Consider the following 18852-nt stretch of genomic DNA (forward strand, 5'->3'; position numbering starts at 1 on the left):
GGGCCGGGTCACGGGTCTTTATTCTGCAAAGTCGCAAAAACACCACCTTGCAAAGCAGTCAGAGCATAAGTCAGACCACCCTCAATTACCATGCACGCCAGCAGACAGTGGGACCCTGGCCACAGAAACGGATCGTCGGTCACCGCCTGCAATTGTTTTGGCGCGACACATGGCGCAAAATGCCGCCCCTTGCCCGCCAAAAACTTGTATCACGGGAGGCTGGCCATGTCAGACAAACGCGCACATTTTGAAGTCCGGGACCTGTCCCCTCCCATCGATTACGATAGCGACGGCAAGCCGGTCTATAAAGGCCCCGAGCGCCGCCGGCAAAACCGGCGCGACGGTCGCGACCGCCGCGAGGAAGTCCGCTTCGAGTTCGGCAAGGATGACCGCCGTCAGGAGCCCGGCCGACGCGAGGGCGACAAGGCCCCCAAGTTCTGGTGATCTCGTTTCCCTAGATGTTCAACCGCGCCTTGACCCGCGCGAAGCCCGCCAGCGCGGCATCGATATCCGACCCGGAAAGGGCCGCGGACATCTGTGTCCGAATTCGTGCCTGCCCGCGGGGCACCACCGGGTAGGCAAAGGCCACCACGTAGACCCCCTCCTCCAGCATTTCCCGGGCGAAGCGCGCCGCCAGGGCGGCGTCGTGCAGCATCACCGGCACGATGGGGTGCTCTCCCGGCAGTAGCTCAAAACCCAGGTCTTCCAGTCCCGCCCGGAAACGCCGCGTATTCTCGGTCAGCCGCTGGCGCAGGGCAGGCTCCTCCTCCACCAGCTCGACCGCACGCAATGCGCCGGCCACCACCGGTGGCGCCACCGTATTGGAAAACAGGTAGGGCCGGGAGCGCTGGCGCAGCAGGGCAACGATTTCCTGCCGCGCTGCAGTAAAGCCACCGCTGGCCCCGCCCAGGGCCTTGCCCAGGGTACCCGTGAGAACATCCACCCGTTCCATACAGCCGCGCAGTTCATGCGTGCCGCGTCCCGTGGCACCCAGGAAACCGGTGGCGTGGCAGTCGTCGACATGCACCAGGGCATCGTAGCGCTCGGCGAGGTCACAGATGTCGTCGAGGCGGGCGATATACCCGTCCATGGAAAACACGCCGTCGGTGGTGATCAGTTTGAAGCGCGCACCCGCCGCGTCCGCGGCCTGCAGCTGCGCCTCCAGGTCAGCCATGTCACTGTTGCGGTAGCGAAAGCGCTTCGCCTTGCACAGACGGATACCGTCGATGATGCTGGCGTGGTTCAAGGCGTCGGAGATCACCGCATCCTCTTCCCCGAGCAGCGTTTCGAACAGGCCGCCGTTGGCGTCAAAGCAGGATGGGTAGAGGATCGTGTCCTGCATGCCCAGGAAGGCAGACAGGCGCTCCTCCAACTGCCGGTGCAGGGTCTGGGTGCCGCAGATGAAGCGCACGGAGGCCATGCCGTAGCCCCAGCGTGCCAGGCCCTCCGCCGCGGCCCGGTTGACCTCGGGGTGCTGGGCCAGGCCCAGGTAGTTGTTGGCACACAAGTTGAGCAGGTCGCGACCGGCGACCCCGACGTGCGCCCCCTGGGGCGTATCGATCAAACGCTCGTGGCGGGTCAGCCCGGCGGCCTCGATCTCCTCCAGCTGCGCCGCCAGGTGGGCACGGAATGCGGTACTCATGCTAACCCTCCCAGTTGAGGACGACCTTGCTGGCCTCGCCGTCGCTCATCACATCAAAGCCGCGCTGGAAATCGCGGAAACTCATCCGGTGGGTGATAACCGGGGAGATGTCCAGGCCAGACTCGATCATCACCGACATCTTGTACCAGGTTTCATACATTTCCCGGCCGTAGATCCCCTTCAGGGTGAGCATGTTGAAGATCACGGTGTTCCAGTCGATCGCCGTATTCTCCGAGGGAATGCCCAGGATCGCCACCTTGCCGCCGTGGCACATGTTGGCCAGCAGGTCATTGAAGGCCGCCGGGTTCCCGGACATCTCCAGCCCGACATCGAAGCCCTCGCGCATGCCCAGGCTGCGCTGGACCTCCGCGAGAGACTCGCGCTGAACGTTGACCGTGCGCGTCGCGCCCAGCCGCGCAGCCAGTTCGAGCCGGCTGTCGATCAAGTCGGTAATCACCACGTGGCGGGCACCCGCATGGCGACAGACCGCCGCCGCCATGGCGCCGATCGGCCCGGCGCCGGTGATCAGCACATCCTCGCCCAGCAGGTCGAACTGCAGGGCCGTGTGCACCGCGTTGCCGAAGGGGTCGAAGAGGGCCGCAACATCCAGGTCAATGCCTTCGCTGTGCTCCCAGACATTGGACATGGGCAGGACGAGGTATTCGGCAAAGGCCCCCGGGCGGTTTACCCCGACGCCGCTGGTATGGGCGCAGAGGTGGCGGCGGCCGGCCATGCAGTTGCGGCAGCGGCCGCAGACCACGTGGCCCTCGCCGGAAACGATCTGCCCGGCGTGGAAGTCCACCACGTTGGAACCCACCTCAACGATTTCACCGACGAACTCGTGGCCGACGATCATGGGCACCGGGATGGTTTTCCGGGCCCAGCTGTTCCAGTGGTAGATGTGCATGTCGGTGCCGCAGATGGCGGTCCGCAGCACGCGGATCAGCACATCGTTGATGCCGATGCCCGGAATCGGCACCTCCTCCAGCCAGAGACCGGGCGCGGCCTCCTTCTTGACCAGTGCCAGCATGACGCCTCCCTTGTGCAGGGGCAAAGGTTCACCCGCGTTGCCCGCCCCGACTTCCTCGGCGGGGCCGAGGCACTTGCGCTCAGCGCGCCGGGGCGCGCCTCGCGGTGTGTGCGGCAAACAGCATAGCAGAGAGCAGGAGGACCGCGCCGCCCTGGTGAGCCGCCGCCAGGCTGACCGGCACATGCAGGAGCAGGGTCTTGATGCCGAGGGTAACCTGCAGCCAGAGCGCCAATACCAGGCACACGCAGGCCGCTTTGGCGCGGAAGGTGCCCAAACGGCGCCAGAGGAAAAAGGCAAAGCCGTGAATCAGCACGAACAAGAGGTAGGCGAACATGCGGTGATTGAACTGGATCGCGGTGATGTCCTCGAAGGCATCCAGCCACGCCGGATCCCCGCTGTACAGACCGGGGGGAATGAAACTGCTGCCCATCAGCGGCCAGGTGCTGAAGGCAAAGCCGGCCCGGGTGCCCGCCACCAGGCCGCCGGAGAGGATCATCAGGTAGACCAGGCCCACCAGCACCAGCCCCCAACGCGCCACCCCGCCCCGCATCTGCCCCGCTCGCGGGCTGGCGGTAAGCAAATCGTAGATCAACCACAGCATCCAGGCGTAGATCAGCACCGCCAGCCCCAGGTGCGCCGTGAGGCGATACTGGCTGACGTGGGGATCGTCCACCAGTCCGCTCTTGACCATGTACCAGCCGAGCAGCCCCTGGCAGGCACCGAGCAGGAACAGGCCCCATAACTTGGGCATCATTCCGGCCCGGATACGTCCCTTGAGGGCAAAATAGAGCATGGGGAAAAAGAACAGCACCCCGATCAGGCGCCCCAGCACCCGGTGCAGGTACTCGTACATGAAGATGGACTTGAAAGCGTCCAGAGACATGCCGCGGTTGATTTTCTGGTACTCGGGGAACTGCCGGTACTTCTCGAAGACATCCAGCCAGGCCTGCTCGGTCAGGGGGGGGATAATCCCCATCAGCGGCCGCCACTCGACCATCGACAGGCCCGAGTGGGTCAGCCGGGTGACACCGCCCAGCAGTATCATGCCGAAGATCACCGCGGCACAGAAAATCAGCCAGGCGGCCACCTGACGGTCATGCTGGGTTTGCTGGTAGAGCACGCTGTCGCCCTCGCTGCTGGTTCAGACGGGGCGCAATGATAGCGGAAATACCGCGGAAAGGCGTACACTGCGCGCCCACCCTGAACCGCCGATACCCATGCCACTGCTACGCCTTGACAATCTGCAACTGCACTACGGCACCCACGCTCTGCTGGACGGGGTCAGCCTGGACATCCACCGCGGCGAGCGCTGGGGTCTGCTCGGCCGCAACGGCGCCGGCAAGACCACCCTGCTGCGGGTACTGGCGGGAGAGCAGGTGCCGGACAGCGGCGAGTGCTGGCAGCGCCCGGGCATCAAGGTGGCGCGCCTGCTGCAGACGCTGCCGGAAGCCGACGACAAGAGCGTGTACGACGTGGTCGCCGAGGGCCTGGCGGAGGCCGGCCAGCTGTTGCGGGACTATCATCACCTGCTGCAGGACGGCGACCCGGACCTGGACCAGCTGGCGCGGGTACAGCAGCAACTGGAGGCCGTCGACGGCTGGAACCTGCAACAGCGGGTGGAAACCACCCTGACCCAGCTGCAGCTGCCCCAGGACACGCCGATGGGCGAACTCTCCGGCGGCTGGCGGCGGCGCGTGGCCCTGGCCCGGGCACTGGTCTCCGACCCCGATCTTCTGCTCCTGGACGAACCCACCAACCATCTGGATATTCCCGCCATCGAATGGCTGGAGGAGCAGCTGCGCCAGTTTCGCGGTGCCATCGTGCTGATCACCCACGACCGCCGCTTCCTGCAGAACGTGGCCACCTGCATCGCCGAGCTGGATCGCGGCCACCTGCGCACCTGGCAGGGCAGCTACCAGGGCTTCCTGCGCCACCGCGAACAGGAACTGGAGGCGGAAGAGCGCGCCAACGAGCTGTTCGACAAGAAGCTGGCCCAGGAGGAGGTGTGGATTCGCCAGGGGATCAAGGCCCGCCGCACGCGCAACGAGGGCCGGGTGCGCGCCCTGCAGGCGATGCGCCGGGAGCGCCAGCAGCGCCGCGAACAGGTCGGCAGCGCCAATTTTGCAGTGGAGGACGCCTCGCGCTCGGGCAAGATCGTGGCCGAGCTGAAACACGTCAGCAAGGCCTTCGAGGGGCGTCAGATCATCCGCGACTTCTCCACCATTATCCAGCGCGGTGACCGCGTGGGCATTGTCGGTGCCAACGGCGCCGGCAAGTCGACCCTGGTCAAGCTGCTGCTGGGCCAGCTCACGCCGGACAGCGGCACGGTCAGCCTCGGCAGCAAGCTGGAGATCGCCTACTCCGATCAGCTGCGGGACACCCTGGACCCGGAGAAGAACCTGATCGACAACGTCTGCGGCGGCCAGGAATTCATCGAGATCAATGGCAAGCGCCGCCACGCCATCTCCTACCTGGGCGACTTCCTGTTCACCCCGGACCGGGTGCGCACCCCGGTCAAGGCACTCTCCGGCGGCGAACAAAACCGGGCGATTCTGGCGCGCCTGTTCAGCAAGCCCGCCAACCTGCTGGTCCTGGACGAACCCACCAACGACCTGGACGTGGAAACCCTGGAGCTACTGGAGGACATCCTGCTCAACTTCCAGGGCACCCTGATCCTGGTCAGTCACGACCGCGACTTCATGGACCACGTGGTCACCCAGCTCCTGGTCTTGCGCGGCGATGGCAGTGTCGACGAGCAGGCCGGGGGTTACAGCGACTGGGAGGCCCGCGGCGGCCGCCTCGCCGCCCCGCGACCCCCCGGCGAGCCGGATACCGCCTCCACTGCAGCGGCGGCGGACTCATCCGCACCGCAGTCGGCGGCACCCGCGGAGAAAGCTGCCGCGGCACCGACGCCGCCGTCGTCCGCAAAACGCAAGCTTTCCTACAAGGAACAGCGCGAACTGGACGCCCTGCCGGGGCGCATTGAAGCCCTCGAAGAGCAGCAGGTCGCCCTGGAAGCCCGCACGGCGGATCCGGCCTTCTACCAACAGGATCGGGAAACCGTGGAGGCGGTACTGGCGGAGCTGGAAGGGGTGCAGGCCGAGCTGGAAGCGGCCATTGAACGCTGGGCGGAACTCGAGGAGGGCTGAGGAACGCCCTCCTGCGCCTCGCTGCAGGTCTCAGTGCCCCTGCAGCACCTTGCCAACCGCCTCCGCCAGGTAGTCGATGTTGGCACCATTGACGCCCGCCACGTTGATGCGCGAGGAGTCCAGCATGTAAACGCTGTGCTCCCGGCGCAGGCACTGGGCCTGCTCCGGGGTCAGGCCGAGGAAAGAGAACATACCCTTCTCCCGCTCGATAAAGCCGAAGTCGCGGTCGGTGCACTGCTGCAGCTTGCTCACCAGGCTGGTGCGCAATCCGTTGATGCGCCGGCACATGGCCTGGAGCTCGCTCTCCCAGTTTTCCCGCAGGTCGGGGTCATTCAGCACCCGCCCGGCCAGCAGGGCGCCGTGGGCGGGGGGCATGGAATAGACCCGGCGGGCCGCGACCTGGGCCTGGCTGAGCACCGCGTCCGCACGTGCCGGACTGTCGGTAACAAACAGGGCCGCGCCGGTGCGCTCGCGGTAGAGGCCAAGGTTTTTCGAGCAGGAGGCGGCGATGATCACCTCCGGCAGGCGCTCAACCAGCAGGCGCAGACCCGCGGCGTCCTGCTCCAGGCCATCCCCCAGGCCCTGGTAGGCGATATCCACCATGGGCGTGAAGCCCTGCTGCTCCGCCAGGGTGGCGACTTCCGCCCACTGTTCCAGGGACAGGTCGGCGCCGCAGGGGTTGTGACAGCAGCCGTGGAGCAGCACCACATCGCCCTTACCGGCGCGCCGGATGTCCTCCAGCATGGCGCTGAAATTGACCCCGTGGCTGGCGGGCTCGTAGTAGCGGTAGGTCTCGAACTTGAGGCCGACACTGCCCAGCAGGGGGATATGCACCGGCCAGGTCGGGTCGGACACCCAGACCGTCGCGCCCGGCGCGGCGGCGTGAATCACCTCGGCACCAATACGCAGGGCGCCGCAGCCCCCGGGGGTCTGGATGCTGGTCACGCGCCCGGCTGCCAGGGCAGTGCTGCCCGCGCCCAGCACCAGCGCCTGCATGGCGCGATTGAAATCGGCGTCCCCGGCCGGCGGCAGGTAGGCCTTGGTGGTCTCGCTCTCTATCAGCGCCCGCTGGGCCAGCTGCACGGCATCGAAGACCGGGCACACACCCTCTTCGTTCATGTAAATGCCGACCGTCAGATCCACCTTCTGGGGGTTCGGGTCCGCCCGACAGGCGGCAGCCAGGCCGAGAATCGGGTCGTCGGGCAGCTTGTCCAGTGCGTCCAGCATGGCAAAGGGTCCTCACAGGTTCAGGTTGCGCGCCCGGATGCCCGTCGAACCGGGTGGGCAACGGAGCGGAAACGCGGGAAAGAAGCGCAGTGTACGCAATCGCCAACCGGCAGGCCATAGCGCGCGCCGGCCCCCGCGCCACCCTGGCCTGTGCTAGTCTGCGCGTTTTTCAGGCCAGGGATACTCCCATGCGCAAGCATTTCATCAGCCCGCAGCAACTTCTCGAGGACGCCTTTCGCCTGGCCTGGCAGGTATTCGAGAGCGGGTTTCGGCCGGACCACGTGGTGGGAGTGTGGCGCGGTGGCACGCCGGTGGGCATTGCGGTGCACGAGCTGCTGGACGTCCTCGGTGTGCACACTGACCACAGCGCCATCCGCACCGCTTCCTACACGGGAATCGGGGAGCGCGGCAATCACGTCCAAGTCGAGGGACTCGAGCCCCTGGTCGACCGCCTGCGCGCCGACCAGGGACTGCTGTTGGTGGACGATGTCCATGACTCGGGGCTGTCACTGGCGCAGGTCATCGCCGAGCTGCAGCGGCGCTGCGGCCGCCACTGTCCGCAGATCCGTATCGCCACCCCCTACTACAAGCCGAACAGCAACCGCAGCGGCCGCAGACCCGACTTCTACCTGTATGAAACCGAAGACTGGCTGGTCTTTCCCCACGAGCTGCATGGCCTCACGGTAGAGGAACTGCGCGCCCACAAGCCCGAACTGACGGCAATACTCGAGCAAATGCAGCCATTCCTGTGAATCTGTGTCGGCCCTGATCTATCCTTGCCATTATCCGCGGAGCGAACTAAAGTACACACGCTAAAGTATCTACATTGGGACTCATCATGACGACAACACGCGTCTTCCAGAACGGCAATTCACAGGCGGTCCGCATTCCCCGTGAATTTCAGCTGGATGTGTCCGAAGTGGAGATATTCCGCCGCGGGGACGAGCTGGTCCTGCGCCCGAAGCGCCAGAACCTTGCGGAGGTTCTGGATATCCTTGCCGGCATGCCTGAGGACTTCATGGCCGAAGGCCGCCAGGATCTACCCGCTCAGGAACGGGACTTCGACTGATGCCAGCGTGCTACATGCTGGATACGGATACCTGCATTTATCTCCGCAAACGGCGCCCGCCGGGCGTTGAGGAACGCTTCCGCCAATTGCGTCCCGGAGAGGTGGTCATTTCAACCATCACCTACGGCGAGCTATACAACGGCGCCTTGAAAAGTCGCGAGGCAGCCGCCGCATTGAGCAATCTACAACGCCTGGTGGAGTTGCTTCCCGTCGTGCCGTTACCTGCCACAACCGGGATACACTACGGCGGCATCCGCAGCGCACTGGAAAAGGCCGGCAATATCATCGGGGGCAATGATTTGTGGATTGCCGCTCACGCACTCGAACTTGATCTGGTACTGGTGACAAACAATACCCGGGAGTTTGGTCGAATCCCGCAATTGAAACTGGAAAATTGGCTTAGCGGGTAAACGACCCTCTACAGCGCGTGCTCTAACAGGCGCGCGTAAATCACCTCCGCCTGCTCACACATGGCTTCGCAACCCGCCGGCACCGGCACCTCCGCCAGCGGCACTTCACTAACCCGCTGGAAGCCGGTGGAAGCCTCCACCGCCGCATACCAGTGGGGCGCCCACACACCATCGCTGTCCCGGCGCCCGGCGGGCCAGTGCAGCATCTGTTCGACGAAGGGAATACCCAGGCGCCCACAGAGGGCCCGCAGCACCCGCTCCGGATTTTCCAGCGTACGTGCGGAGTCGATCACCGGCGGCGCCTGCCCCAGGCGGTCCGCCACCCGCTGGAACAGCGCCCATTGCTGGGGAAAGCCCAGCTCCTCCACCGCGAAGTGCGGGCGCACCCTGGCATAGGAGGCGATGATGCGCCGCGGCTCACGGATCAGGAAGCAGTTGCTCAAGGCATCGGTCCAGCCCATGTCCCTGTGCGGCAGGATGTGCTGGGTCATGTGTTTCTGATAGAACACCCGACAGCTGGCCGGATCCGCCGTCGCCGGCAGGTCCTCGCAGAGCTGGCGAGCCACCTCGTCCCAATCACAGCTCATGCTGGCCATGATTGCCCTCGCATCCGGGTGCTCAAGCCCCGTGGCGCTCAGGTAGTGGCCATAGAAAGGCTCGTCTACCACCGCGCAGTCGGGGCGGTTCTCGAAGGCGCGCATCAGCGCCGTGCTGATGTTCCGCGGCCCCGACCACATGGCGATGCGCAGTATTTCCACGGCTCAGCCCCTCGGGTGTTCGCGACCGGGCCCGTCGATGTAGCGCGCCACCACTTCGCGATAGTGGGCCTGTAGGCGCCTGACCACAGGTTTCTCGCCCCCGGGCTCGCCGATCACCCGGCCATCCACCTCGGTGACCGGCACCAGACCGGCAAAGGTTCCGGTGACGAAGGCCTCCTCGGCATTGTAGACATCGGTCAGGGTGAAATTGGTCTCGCGCACGGTCATGCCCAGTTCGCGCCCCATCATCAATACCTTCTCCCGGGTGATGCCATCCAGGCAATAGTCCCCGGTAGACGTCCACAGCTCGCCGCGGCGCACAATGAAGAAGTGGGTGGAATTGCAGGTGGCGACAAAGCCGTGGGGGTCCAGCATCAGGGCCTCGTCCGCGCCGGCCTTCGCTGCCTGGATGCAAGCGCCAATGCAGTTCAGCTTGGAGTGGGTGTTGAGGCTGGGATCCTGCACGTCGGAATAGCCCCGGCGCACGTAAACCGTGTACAAGCGTACGCCCTGCTCCACGACCTCCGGCAGGGCCGCCTTGTACTCGGGGATGATCACCACCGTGGGCGGGGTGATGGTCATGCGCGGGTCCTGGTATGGCGTGGCTTTCACGCCCCGGGACACCATCAGGCGGACATGCACGCCGTCGTCCATGCCGTTGGCCGCCAACAAGCGGTACAGCCGCCGCGCCAGGTCCTCGCGGGTGAAATCCGGCTGGAAGTCGAGGGTCTTCATGCCCTCGTACAGGCGCTCCAGATGGCGCTCCAGGAAGAGCACGGTACCGCGCTCCACCCGCAGGCCCTCCCAGACTCCGTCACCGAGAATGAAGCCGGAATCGAACACCGAGATGCGCGCCTGATCCCGGTGAAAATGTTCACCGTTGATCTCAATGAGGATGTCGGCGTTGCGGGCATCACCCGCGGTTTCATGGGTACCTTGCATGCCGGGCTCCGCTGCTGCGTGGTAAACTGGCCGGCGGTTTCAGCAGGGATATTCCGCGTGAGCGACGACCGCGACACACTATACGCAAAGCCAGTGCCCGAACCCAGCGCCTTCCGCTTTGACGACAGCGTGGCCCGGGTTTTCCCGGACATGATCAAGCGCTCCGTGCCCGGCTACACCACCATCGTGGCCATGACCGGCCTGCTGGCGGGGCGCTTTGCCACCCCCGGCAGCCGCCTGTACGACCTCGGCTGCTCCCTGGGTGCCTCCACTCTGGCCATGCGCCAGAATGTGCAGCACCGGGACTGTGTGATTGTCGGGGTCGACAGCTCGGACGCCATGCTGATCCGCTGCCGCACGGTGATCGATACCGACAGCCACGAGCTCCCGGTGGAACTGGTCTGCGCCGACCTGGTGGACGTGCCGATCGAGAACGCCTCGGTGGTGGTGCTCAATTTCACCCTGCAGTTCATCCCGCGGGAAGCCCGCGACGCCGTCATTCAGCGCATTTTCGATGGCCTTCGCCCCGGCGGTATCCTGGTCCTTTCGGAGAAAGTGGTCTTCGAGGACCCGCGCCTCGACGCCCTGAACATCGAGTTGCACCACGATTTCAAGCGCGCCAATGGCTACAGCGACCTGGAGATTGCCCAGAAGCGCGACTCCCTGGAGGGCGTGCTGCGCCGTGAAACCCTCAACCAGCATCGCGAGCGCGCGCGCCGCGTCGGTTTCAGCAGCTGCGAGGTGTGGTTCCAGTGCTTCAACTTCGCCTCCCTGGTGGCCCTGAAGTGAGACCTGTCCACAGCCCGCAGCACAGCAACAGGTATGGGAACGCTCGCTGAGATGATCGATCTGCAAACTCTGCTGGAACGCTGGCGGGAGGGCCCGCTGGCCGCCTGGGCGGAAAAACTGCCGGCCCAGGTCGAGCGCGGCCTCTCCGTGGAGCGCTACGGCGACCTGCCGCGCTGGCAGGCGGTCCTGGAGGCATTGCCCGAACTCCCCGTCAGCCAGCGCCACCTGGACCGCGCCCGGGTGGGCGCCGACTGCGACCCACCGCTATCGGAAACCGCACGCGCCAGCCTGCGGGACACCCTCCAGGGGCTGCACCCCTGGCGCAAGGGCCCCTTCGAGCTGTTCGGCGTGCAAATCGATACCGAGTGGCGCTCGGACTGGAAATGGGAGCGCATCGCGCCCCACCTGGATGACCTCAACGGCCGGCGCGTGCTGGACGTGGGCTGCGGCAGCGGCTACCACTGCTGGCGCATGGCCGGCGCCGGGGCCAGCGAAGTCATCGGCATCGACCCCACGCCCCTCTTCGTGCTGCAATTTCTAGCTCTGCAGAAGTACCTGCGGCAGCCCGGCGTGTGGGTCCTGCCCCTGGGCATTCAGCATGTCCCGCCCAGGCTGCAGGCCTTCGACACAGTGTTCTCGATGGGCGTCCTCTATCACCGCCGCTCACCCATGGACCACCTGCAGGAACTGCGCGATTGTCTGCGACCCGGTGGCCAGCTGGTGCTGGAAACCCTGGTCATCGAAGGCGGCCCCGGCGCCACCCTGGTGCCCCAGGGCCGCTACGCGCGCATGGGTAATGTCTGGTTTCTGCCCAGTTGCGACAGCCTGCTGGGCTGGTTGCGCAAGCTGAAATTCCGCGAGCCGAAAGTGGTCGACGTCAGCGTAACCTCGACCGAGGAGCAGCGCAGTACAGAGTGGATGCGCTTTCAGTCGCTGGCAGACTTCCTCCACCCCGAGGACCCCAGCCGCACCCTGGAAGGCTACCCGGCGCCGCGGCGGGCGGTGGTGACGGCCTGGGCACCGGGGTAAAAGGCCAGCCCGCCCCGCCACCCCCCGTGGGGCCTCGTGCGCCATTGACCCTTGATACTAATCAAGGTCGCCCCGCGGCACTTGCTTTAGGCTAGGTCCCTCGACCACACCGGCGGACGACAGACCGCAATCAGCGATAAGGGAGCGCGCATGGGGCGGCCACATATCGAGTTTATCCAGGCGCAGTGCCTGAGCTGGCAAGCCGAGCCCAATATCGACAAGGCCTGGCGAAAAGTGCTCAGCCACGATCAGGAGAGCGGCGCGCTGACGCTCCTGCAGCGTCTCGATCCGGACTTTCACTTCGAAAACGCCCGCCCGATCGCCGCCGGCGAGGAATTCTACGTGCTGGCCGGCAGCTATTATCTCAACGGATACGAGTATTCAGCCGGCTGTTACGGCTTTTTTCCCGCCGGACACGAACGCCGGGATTGCTACTCGCCCCGGGGCGCCATGCTGCTGCGCATGTTCGATGCCGACCCCATCGACGCAGAGGATGACCCGGACACCCAGGCGCGAGCCGTGAACCGGCCCGCGGTGCCCTTTGTCGATACCTACCGCATGGTCTGGGACCGCAGCATGCTGGACCACCGGCTGGCGCACCTGCTGCCGGCGCGCAAGATACTGCGCATCGATCCGGTAGACGGCCAGAAAACCTTCCTTTTCATGACGGCCCCGCAAACCCACCCCACCAACTGGGCGGGCCCTGAGGAGTCGCACCCGACCCCCGAGGAAGCCTTCCTGATCGCCGGCGACCTCACCGGGCCCCAGGGCACCATGCAGGCGGGCGCCTACTTCTGGCGACCACCCCACATTCCCCACGGGCCCTTTGGGTCCCGCGCCGGATCGCTCTCACTGATCCGTTTTGTCGGCGGCATTCATGAAAATGTCTGGACCGAGGACGTACAGCCCTTCACCTACTCGCGCCCCTACCGTCCGGTTTTGCCGGAACCCCTGCGCGAGGATGCCAAGGCGCTGCCCATGCCAGTTCCCTGGTGAGGGGCGCCGCTCAGTGCAGCGGCTTCTTCCCCCGCTGGTGATCCTGGAACACGATCTCGAAGACCTCGCGGTAGTTCCGCGCGAAGTGCACATCCATTCCCTCGCGCAGGTAGTCTGGCAGCTCCTCGAAGTCCCGGCGGTTGGCGTCGGGCAGGATCAGCTCCATGATCTTCACCCGGCGGGCCGCGATGACCTTCTCGCGAATCCCGCCCACCGGCAGCACCTGCCCGGTCAGGGTGAGCTCGCCGGTCATCGCCAGGGGCCGCCGGATGCGCTCCTGGCGGGACAGGGAAATCAGCGCCGTGGCCATGGTAATGCCGGCACTCGGGCCGTCCTTGGGCGTGGCACCCTCGGGCACGTGCAGGTGGACCATGCTGGTGTCAAAGAAGTCCGGGTCGCAGCCGTAGTCCTTGAGGTGTGAGACCACATAGCTGTAGGCGATCTCCGCCGACTCCTTCATGGTGTCGCCGAGGCGCCCGGTGAGCTTGAAACCGCGGTTCAGGGTGTGCACCTGGGAGGATTCGATGGCCAGGGTGGCACCGCCCATGGCGGTCCAGGCGAGGCCGGTCGCCACGCCCGGTCCGCGCAGGAGTTTTTCCGCGTGGAACACGGGCTTGCCCAACAGGGACTCGATATCCTTCTTGCCGATGCGGATGCGCTCGGCCTCGCCCTCGACCAGGCGCACGATCGACTTGCGCATGATCCGGGACAGTTGCTTCTCGAGGTTGCGCACCCCGGCTTCCCGGCAGTAGCTCTCGATCACGTACTTGAGCGCCGGGTCGTTGATCTTCAATTGATCGCTCTTCAGACCGTGGCGCTTGCGCAGTTTGGGCCACAGGTGATTGCGGGCAATCGCCAGCTTCTCCTCGGCCACGTAACCGGACAGGCGCAGGATCTCCATGCGGTCCAGCAGCGGGCCGGGAATCGTGTCCAGCTGGTTGGCGGTGCAGACGAACAGCACCTGGGACAGATCCACCCGCAGGTCCAGGTAGTGATCGAGGAAGTCACTGTTCTGCTCGGGGTCGAGCACTTCCAGCAGGGCCGAGGCGGGGTCGCGACGGAAGGAAGCGCCGATCTTGTCGATCTCGTCGAGCATGATCACCGGGTTGGCGACCTTGACCTCCTTCAAGGCCTGCACGAACTTGCCGGGCATGGCGCCGATGTAGGTGCGGCGGTGCCCCTTGATCTCCGCCTCGTCGCGCATGCCGCCGAGGCTGAAGCGGTAGAACTCGCGGCCCAGGGCATCCGCCACCGAGCGGCCGATGCTGGTCTTGCCCACCCCGGGCGGCCCCACCAGCAACAGAATGGAGCCCTTGATCTCGCCCTTGAAGGCGCCCACCGCCAGGAACTCCAGGATGCGCTTTTTCACATCCTCCAGGCCGTCGTGGTGGGCGTCGAGCACCTCGCGGGCGTGCTTCAGCTCCAGGTGGTCTTCACTGGTCACCCCCCAGGGCACCTGGGTGGCCCAGTCGAGGTAGGTGCGGGTGACCCCGTATTCGGGGGAGCCGGTCTCCAGGATGGACAGTTTCTGCAGCTCGTCCCGCAGCCGCTTTTCCACCGGCTCCGGCATCGTCAGCGCGTCCATGCGCTCCTCGAACAGCTCGACGTCGGTGCTGCGGTCATCCTTGGAGATGCCCAGCTCCTTCTGGATCACCTTGAGCTGCTCGCGCAGGAAGAATTGTCGCTGCTGCTCCGAGACCTTCTCGTTGACCTGGCTGGTGATCTTGCCCTGGAGCTCCGCCACCTCGCGCTCGTGACGCAGCAGCAGCAGGACCTTCTCCATGCGCGCCAGCAGCGGCAGGGTATCGAGGATTTCCTGCAGCTCATCGCCCTTGGCCGAGGTCAGGGCTGCGGAAAAGTCGGTCAGGACGCTGGGCTGGTTGGGGCTGAAATTGCCCAGGTACTGCTTCAGCTCCTCGCCGTAGAGCGGGTTGAGCGGCAGCAACTCCTTGATTTCCTTGATCAGGGCCATCGCGTAGGCCTTGATCTCGTCGCTGTCGCGGTCCCCCTGGCTGCGGGGATACTCCACCTGCACGCGATAGGGTGGCTCGTCGTTCAGCCAGCGCACAATGCGAAAACGCTTGATGCCCTGGGCCAGGAACTGACCCGGGTTGTCGCCACCGCCCGAGGGCGGCCGGTGCAGACGCACCACGCAACCGATTTGCGGGAAGCTGGAGGCCCGGCTGTTGCCGGCCTCGTGCTGCTCGACATAGGACAGCCCGACCAGCCCGTGGCCGTCCTTCGCGACAGCCTCGAGGGTGCTCCCCCATTCCCGGGGGTTGATGATGACCGGCTGGATCTGGCCGGGGAAAAACGGCCGGTTGGGGATCGGGATCAGGTGCAGGGTCTCGGGCAGCACGTCCTCCGCCACCGCGGGGGCGTGTCGGGATTCACCTTCGGGATAGACCTGGTCATCACTCATAACTTCCGCTTCCTGACTGTGGCTGCACTGTCAGGGGATATGGGTGCGCCATACCCCATTTCAAGCCGCGCCCCGGTTCTGTCGTGCCCGTGCTCGCGTTATACTCGACGTTTTTCACCCACGCCTTATGCGAGGACACCACGTTGCACATCGACCAGGCCAGTGAGCCCCAACTGCGCGAACAACTCCAGGATCTCTACGACCGCTTCGATCAACTGGCGGCGCGGAAACTCAATCTGGACATCACCCGCGGCAAGCCGAGTGCGGCCCAGGTCAGTCTTTCCGATGCGCTGGACGGTATTCTGGGCGGCGACTACCGCGCCGCCGACGGCACCGATGCCCGCAACTACGGCGGCCTGGATGGCCTGCCCGAGGCCCGCGCCCTGTTCGGTGAGGTACTCGGCACCCGCCCCGAAGAGACCCTGGTGGGAGGCAACAGCTCCCTGACCCTGATGTACCAGGTGATGGACTTCGCCCTCAGCGAAGGCCTGCGCGGCCAGGAAAGTGCCTGGGCCAACCTCGACACGGTGAAGTTTCTCTGCCCGGTGCCCGGCTACGACCGCCACTTCTCTGTGTGCGAGTACCTCGGCATTGAAATGATCAACGTGCCGATGCTCGACACCGGGCCGGACATGGATGAAGTCGAGCGCCTGGTGGCGGAGGATCCTGCGATCAAAGGGATCTGGTGCGTGCCGCGCTTCTCCAACCCCACCGGTTGCGTCTACGACGACGCCACGGTGGAACGCCTCGCGCGGCTGCCCAAACTGGCTTCGGAAGACTTCATCGTCATGTGGGACAACGCCTACGCCGTGCACCAGTTGCGCGAGGATGCCACGGCGCTGGCCTCCATCAGCGAATACGCCCGGCGCTTCGAGACCATGGACGGCATTTTCCAGTTCGGCTCCACCTCCAAGGTGACCTTCGCCGGCGCCGGCGTCGCCTTCGTCGGCAGCTCCGAACGCAACCTTTCCGCCCTCAAGGCCCACCTGGCCTTCCAGACCATCGGCCCGGACAAGGTCAACCAGCTGCGCCATGTGCGCTTCCTCAAGGACAGCGACACCCTGGCCGCCCACATGGCGCGCCATGCGGAGCTGCTGAAACCGCGCTTCGACTGCGTACTGAATACCCTGGAGCGCGAGCTCGGCGACACCGGCATGGGCAGCTGGACCGCGCCCGAGGGAGGCTATTTTGTTTCCTTTGACGCCCTGCCCGGGCTGGCCCAGGAAATTGTCGACCTGGCCGGCAAGATCGGCGTCAAGCTGACCCCGGCCGGCGCCACCTTCCCCTACGGCAAGGACCCGGAGAACCGCAATATCCGCATCTCGCCCAGCTTTCCCTCTCTCGAGGACCTGGAAGCGAGCATGGAAGCCTTCGTGGTGTGCGTGAAACTGGCGTCGGTGAAGCACAAACTGGGCGCCTGAAGGCGCCCTCGCGAGACGCGTCATACCTTCACTACTGGGGGCCCGCCGGGCCCCCGGGACCCATCCTCAGTCGTCGCGGCCGACCTGCGGCTGCATGCCGGGTACCGGGAAGGAGGTGACGTTGCCGCGGCTGCTGCCGGCGGGGGCGTCGGAAACTTTGGCCGGCCCCTCTTTTTCCACCTCGTCGATACGGATGATCGCCTGCAGCGGTACATAACTGCGCTTGACCCCGGCGAACTCGGTTTTCAGCTTTTCCTCGCCCGGATCCACCAGGATCTGTGAGCGCTCCCCGAACACGAATTCCTCGATCTCGATAAAGCCCCACATGTCGCTCTGGTAGATCTGGCGGGCAAACACCTCAAACACCTGGTTGGCGTTGTGGAAGATCACCTTGTAGACGGGCTGGCTGGGCATTGCGACCTCTTCGCGTCGCCGCCACGGAGGGGGCGGCGGGTGGCTGTGGAAAGGGGGCGAATACTACCACTCCGGGCACCCGCCAGCTACCGGCCCCCTGTGCGCCGGCGGGTCAAATGGGTATAATTGCCGCCCATTTTTTGACCAGCCCCCGATCCGGGAGCAAAGAGGACCCGTGAGCAAGAAGCTCTACATCCAGACCCACGGCTGCCAGATGAACGAGTACGATTCCGCGCGCATGCGCGACCTGCTCCAGGACAGTCACGGCCTGACGCCCACGGACACGCCCGAGGAGGCGGATGTCCTGCTTCTGAACACCTGCTCGATCCGCGAGAAAGCCCAGGAAAAGGTCTTTCACCAGCTGGGGCGCTGGAAGCACCTGAAACAGAAGAATCCCGACCTGATCATCGGCGTGGGGGGCTGCGTGGCCAGCCAGGAAGGCGCCGAGATCGGCAAGCGGGCCCCCTACGTGGACCTGGTCTTCGGCCCCCAGACCCTGCACCGCCTGCCGGAAATGATGGCGGAGCGCGCCACCCGCGGCCCCGGCGGCACCCTGGTGGTGGACGTGAGTTTCCCGGAAATCGAGAAATTCGATCGCCTGCCGGAGCCCAAAGTCGAGGGGCCCACCGCTTTTGTCTCCATCATGGAGGGCTGCAGCAAGTACTGCACCTTCTGTGTGGTGCCCTACACCCGGGGCGAGGAAGTCTCCCGCCCCTTGGACGACGTCATCGCGGAAATCGCCCACCTGGCCGCCGGCGGCGTGCGCGAGGTGAACCTGCTGGGGCAGAACGTCAACGCCTACCGCGGCGACAACCACCTGGGCGAGACGGTCGATTTTGCCGAACTGCTGCACTTCGTCGCCCGCATTCCGGGTATCGAGCGCATCCGCTATACCACCTCCCACCCGGTGGAGTTCTCCGACGCCCTGATCCAGGCCTACGCCGAGATCCCCCAGCTGGTGGACCACCTGCACCTGCCGGTGCAGAGCGGTTCCGACCGCGTGCTGATGGCCATGAAGCGCGGCCACACCGCCCTGGAGTACAAGTCAAAAATCCGACGTTTACGCAAGATACGCCCCGATATCAGCATTTCCTCGGACTTTATCATCGGTTTCCCCGGTGAAAGCGAGGCCGACTTCGCCGCCACCATGCAGCTGATCGACGACATCGGCTTCGACACTTCCTTCAGTTTCGTCTACAGCGCCCGCCCCGGCACCCCCGCCGCGGAGCTGCCCGACGACACCGACGAAGCGGTCAAGAAGCAGCGCCTGCAGATCCTCCAGGCCCGCATCCTGCAGCAGGCCCAGGCAATCAGCCGGCGCATGGTCGGCAGCACCCAGCGCATCCTGGTCAGCGGCCCCTCGAAAAAGGACCCAGGCCAGCTGCAGGGGCGCACGGAAAACAACCGCGTGGTCAACTTCCGCTGCGACGATCACGGCCTGATCGGCGATTTCGTCGACGTGGAGATCCTCGAGGCCCTGCCCAACTCCCTGCGCGGCCAGCTGGCGCCCGGGCATCCGATGCGGGCAACTGGTTGACTAGTGATCAATCCGGT

18 protein-coding genes are annotated in these 18852 nt (G+C 65.4%); 10 read left to right on the forward strand and 8 right to left on the reverse strand.

Going from position 1 to position 18852, the window contains the following annotated elements:
- The first annotated feature begins 225 nt into the window (after positions 1-225).
- Positions 226-444: a hypothetical protein gene (locus tag ACYVGS_RS09210; RefSeq protein ID WP_460588388.1), complete on the forward strand. Its 219-nt coding sequence runs from the start codon at positions 226-228 to the stop codon at positions 442-444.
- 10 nt (positions 445-454) lie between these two features.
- Here the strand turns inward: ACYVGS_RS09210 and ACYVGS_RS09215 are convergent, their stop codons facing one another.
- The 3 genes from ACYVGS_RS09215 to ACYVGS_RS09225 form a co-directional block, all read right to left on the reverse strand.
- The gene (locus ACYVGS_RS09215) at positions 455-1642 is read right to left on the reverse strand and encodes a PLP-dependent aspartate aminotransferase family protein (protein ID WP_460588389.1); all 1188 of its coding nucleotides are present in this window, start codon (positions 1640-1642) and stop codon (positions 455-457) included.
- A gap of 1 nt (position 1643) precedes the next feature.
- Positions 1644-2672, reverse strand: a complete 1029-nt coding sequence (gene tdh, locus ACYVGS_RS09220; RefSeq protein ID WP_460588390.1) for an L-threonine 3-dehydrogenase — start codon at positions 2670-2672, stop codon at positions 1644-1646.
- A gap of 79 nt (positions 2673-2751) precedes the next feature.
- Positions 2752-3792, reverse strand: coding sequence for a COX15/CtaA family protein (locus ACYVGS_RS09225; protein ID WP_460588391.1), 1041 nt, complete (start codon positions 3790-3792; stop codon positions 2752-2754).
- A 97-nt stretch (positions 3793-3889) separates the two neighbouring features.
- On the opposite strand from ACYVGS_RS09225, the gene ACYVGS_RS09230 reads away from it, so the two are divergent.
- Positions 3890-5821, forward strand: coding sequence for an ATP-binding cassette domain-containing protein (locus ACYVGS_RS09230; RefSeq protein ID WP_460588392.1), 1932 nt, complete (start codon positions 3890-3892; stop codon positions 5819-5821).
- Between the two features lie 30 nt (positions 5822-5851).
- Here the strand turns inward: ACYVGS_RS09230 and ACYVGS_RS09235 are convergent, their stop codons facing one another.
- Positions 5852-7048, reverse strand: a complete 1197-nt coding sequence (locus ACYVGS_RS09235; protein WP_460588393.1) for an amino acid aminotransferase — start codon at positions 7046-7048, stop codon at positions 5852-5854.
- Positions 7049-7236: 188 nt separating this feature from the next.
- Between ACYVGS_RS09235 and ACYVGS_RS09240 the strand changes: the two genes are divergently transcribed.
- From ACYVGS_RS09240 to ACYVGS_RS09250, 3 genes are all read left to right on the forward strand, one after another.
- Complete coding sequence (locus tag ACYVGS_RS09240) at positions 7237-7800, forward strand: phosphoribosyltransferase (protein ID WP_460588394.1); 564 nt, start codon at positions 7237-7239, stop codon at positions 7798-7800.
- Positions 7801-7886: 86 nt separating this feature from the next.
- Positions 7887-8117, forward strand: a complete 231-nt coding sequence (locus tag ACYVGS_RS09245; RefSeq protein ID WP_460588395.1) for an antitoxin — start codon at positions 7887-7889, stop codon at positions 8115-8117.
- Between the two features lie 14 nt (positions 8118-8131).
- Positions 8132-8527 (forward strand): type II toxin-antitoxin system VapC family toxin, encoded by a 396-nt coding sequence (locus ACYVGS_RS09250; RefSeq protein ID WP_460588396.1) that lies wholly within the window; start codon positions 8132-8134, stop codon positions 8525-8527.
- 8 nt (positions 8528-8535) lie between these two features.
- Here the strand turns inward: ACYVGS_RS09250 and ACYVGS_RS09255 are convergent, their stop codons facing one another.
- Positions 8536-9285 carry a sulfotransferase-like domain-containing protein gene (locus tag ACYVGS_RS09255; RefSeq protein WP_460588397.1) on the reverse strand — a complete coding sequence of 250 codons (750 nt, stop codon included), beginning with the start codon at positions 9283-9285 and terminating at the stop codon, positions 8536-8538.
- Between the two features lie 3 nt (positions 9286-9288).
- Positions 9289-10227: an aminotransferase class IV gene (locus ACYVGS_RS09260; protein WP_460588398.1), complete on the reverse strand. Its 939-nt coding sequence runs from the start codon at positions 10225-10227 to the stop codon at positions 9289-9291.
- A gap of 57 nt (positions 10228-10284) precedes the next feature.
- On the opposite strand from ACYVGS_RS09260, the gene cmoA reads away from it, so the two are divergent.
- From cmoA to ACYVGS_RS09275, 3 genes are all read left to right on the forward strand, one after another.
- Positions 10285-11016: a class I SAM-dependent methyltransferase gene (gene cmoA, locus ACYVGS_RS09265; RefSeq protein ID WP_460588399.1), complete on the forward strand. Its 732-nt coding sequence runs from the start codon at positions 10285-10287 to the stop codon at positions 11014-11016.
- A 51-nt stretch (positions 11017-11067) separates the two neighbouring features.
- Positions 11068-12045: a tRNA 5-methoxyuridine(34)/uridine 5-oxyacetic acid(34) synthase CmoB gene (gene cmoB, locus ACYVGS_RS09270; RefSeq protein WP_460588400.1), complete on the forward strand. Its 978-nt coding sequence runs from the start codon at positions 11068-11070 to the stop codon at positions 12043-12045.
- Positions 12046-12195: 150 nt separating this feature from the next.
- Positions 12196-13041 carry a cupin domain-containing protein gene (locus ACYVGS_RS09275; protein WP_460588401.1) on the forward strand — a complete coding sequence of 282 codons (846 nt, stop codon included), beginning with the start codon at positions 12196-12198 and terminating at the stop codon, positions 13039-13041.
- Positions 13042-13051: 10 nt separating this feature from the next.
- On the opposite strand, the gene lon is transcribed toward ACYVGS_RS09275, so the two are convergent.
- Positions 13052-15463, reverse strand: a complete 2412-nt coding sequence (gene lon, locus ACYVGS_RS09280; RefSeq protein WP_460588402.1) for an endopeptidase La — start codon at positions 15461-15463, stop codon at positions 13052-13054.
- Positions 15464-15606: 143 nt separating this feature from the next.
- On the opposite strand from lon, the gene ACYVGS_RS09285 reads away from it, so the two are divergent.
- On the forward strand, positions 15607-16884 hold the full coding sequence (locus ACYVGS_RS09285) for a PLP-dependent aminotransferase family protein (RefSeq protein ID WP_460588403.1): 1278 nt from the start codon (positions 15607-15609) through the stop codon (positions 16882-16884).
- Positions 16885-16950: 66 nt separating this feature from the next.
- Here the strand turns inward: ACYVGS_RS09285 and ACYVGS_RS09290 are convergent, their stop codons facing one another.
- On the reverse strand, positions 16951-17298 hold the full coding sequence (locus ACYVGS_RS09290; protein ID WP_460588404.1) for a DUF1820 family protein: 348 nt from the start codon (positions 17296-17298) through the stop codon (positions 16951-16953).
- A 175-nt stretch (positions 17299-17473) separates the two neighbouring features.
- Here ACYVGS_RS09290 and miaB point away from each other — a divergent pair, with 175 nt between their 5' ends.
- Entirely contained in the window at positions 17474-18835 is a 1362-nt protein-coding gene (gene miaB, locus ACYVGS_RS09295; RefSeq protein WP_460588405.1) for a MiaB/RimO family radical SAM methylthiotransferase, read from the forward strand.
- Positions 18836-18852: the final 17 nt, after the last annotated feature.

Source organism: Haliea atlantica (genome assembly GCF_054779855.1).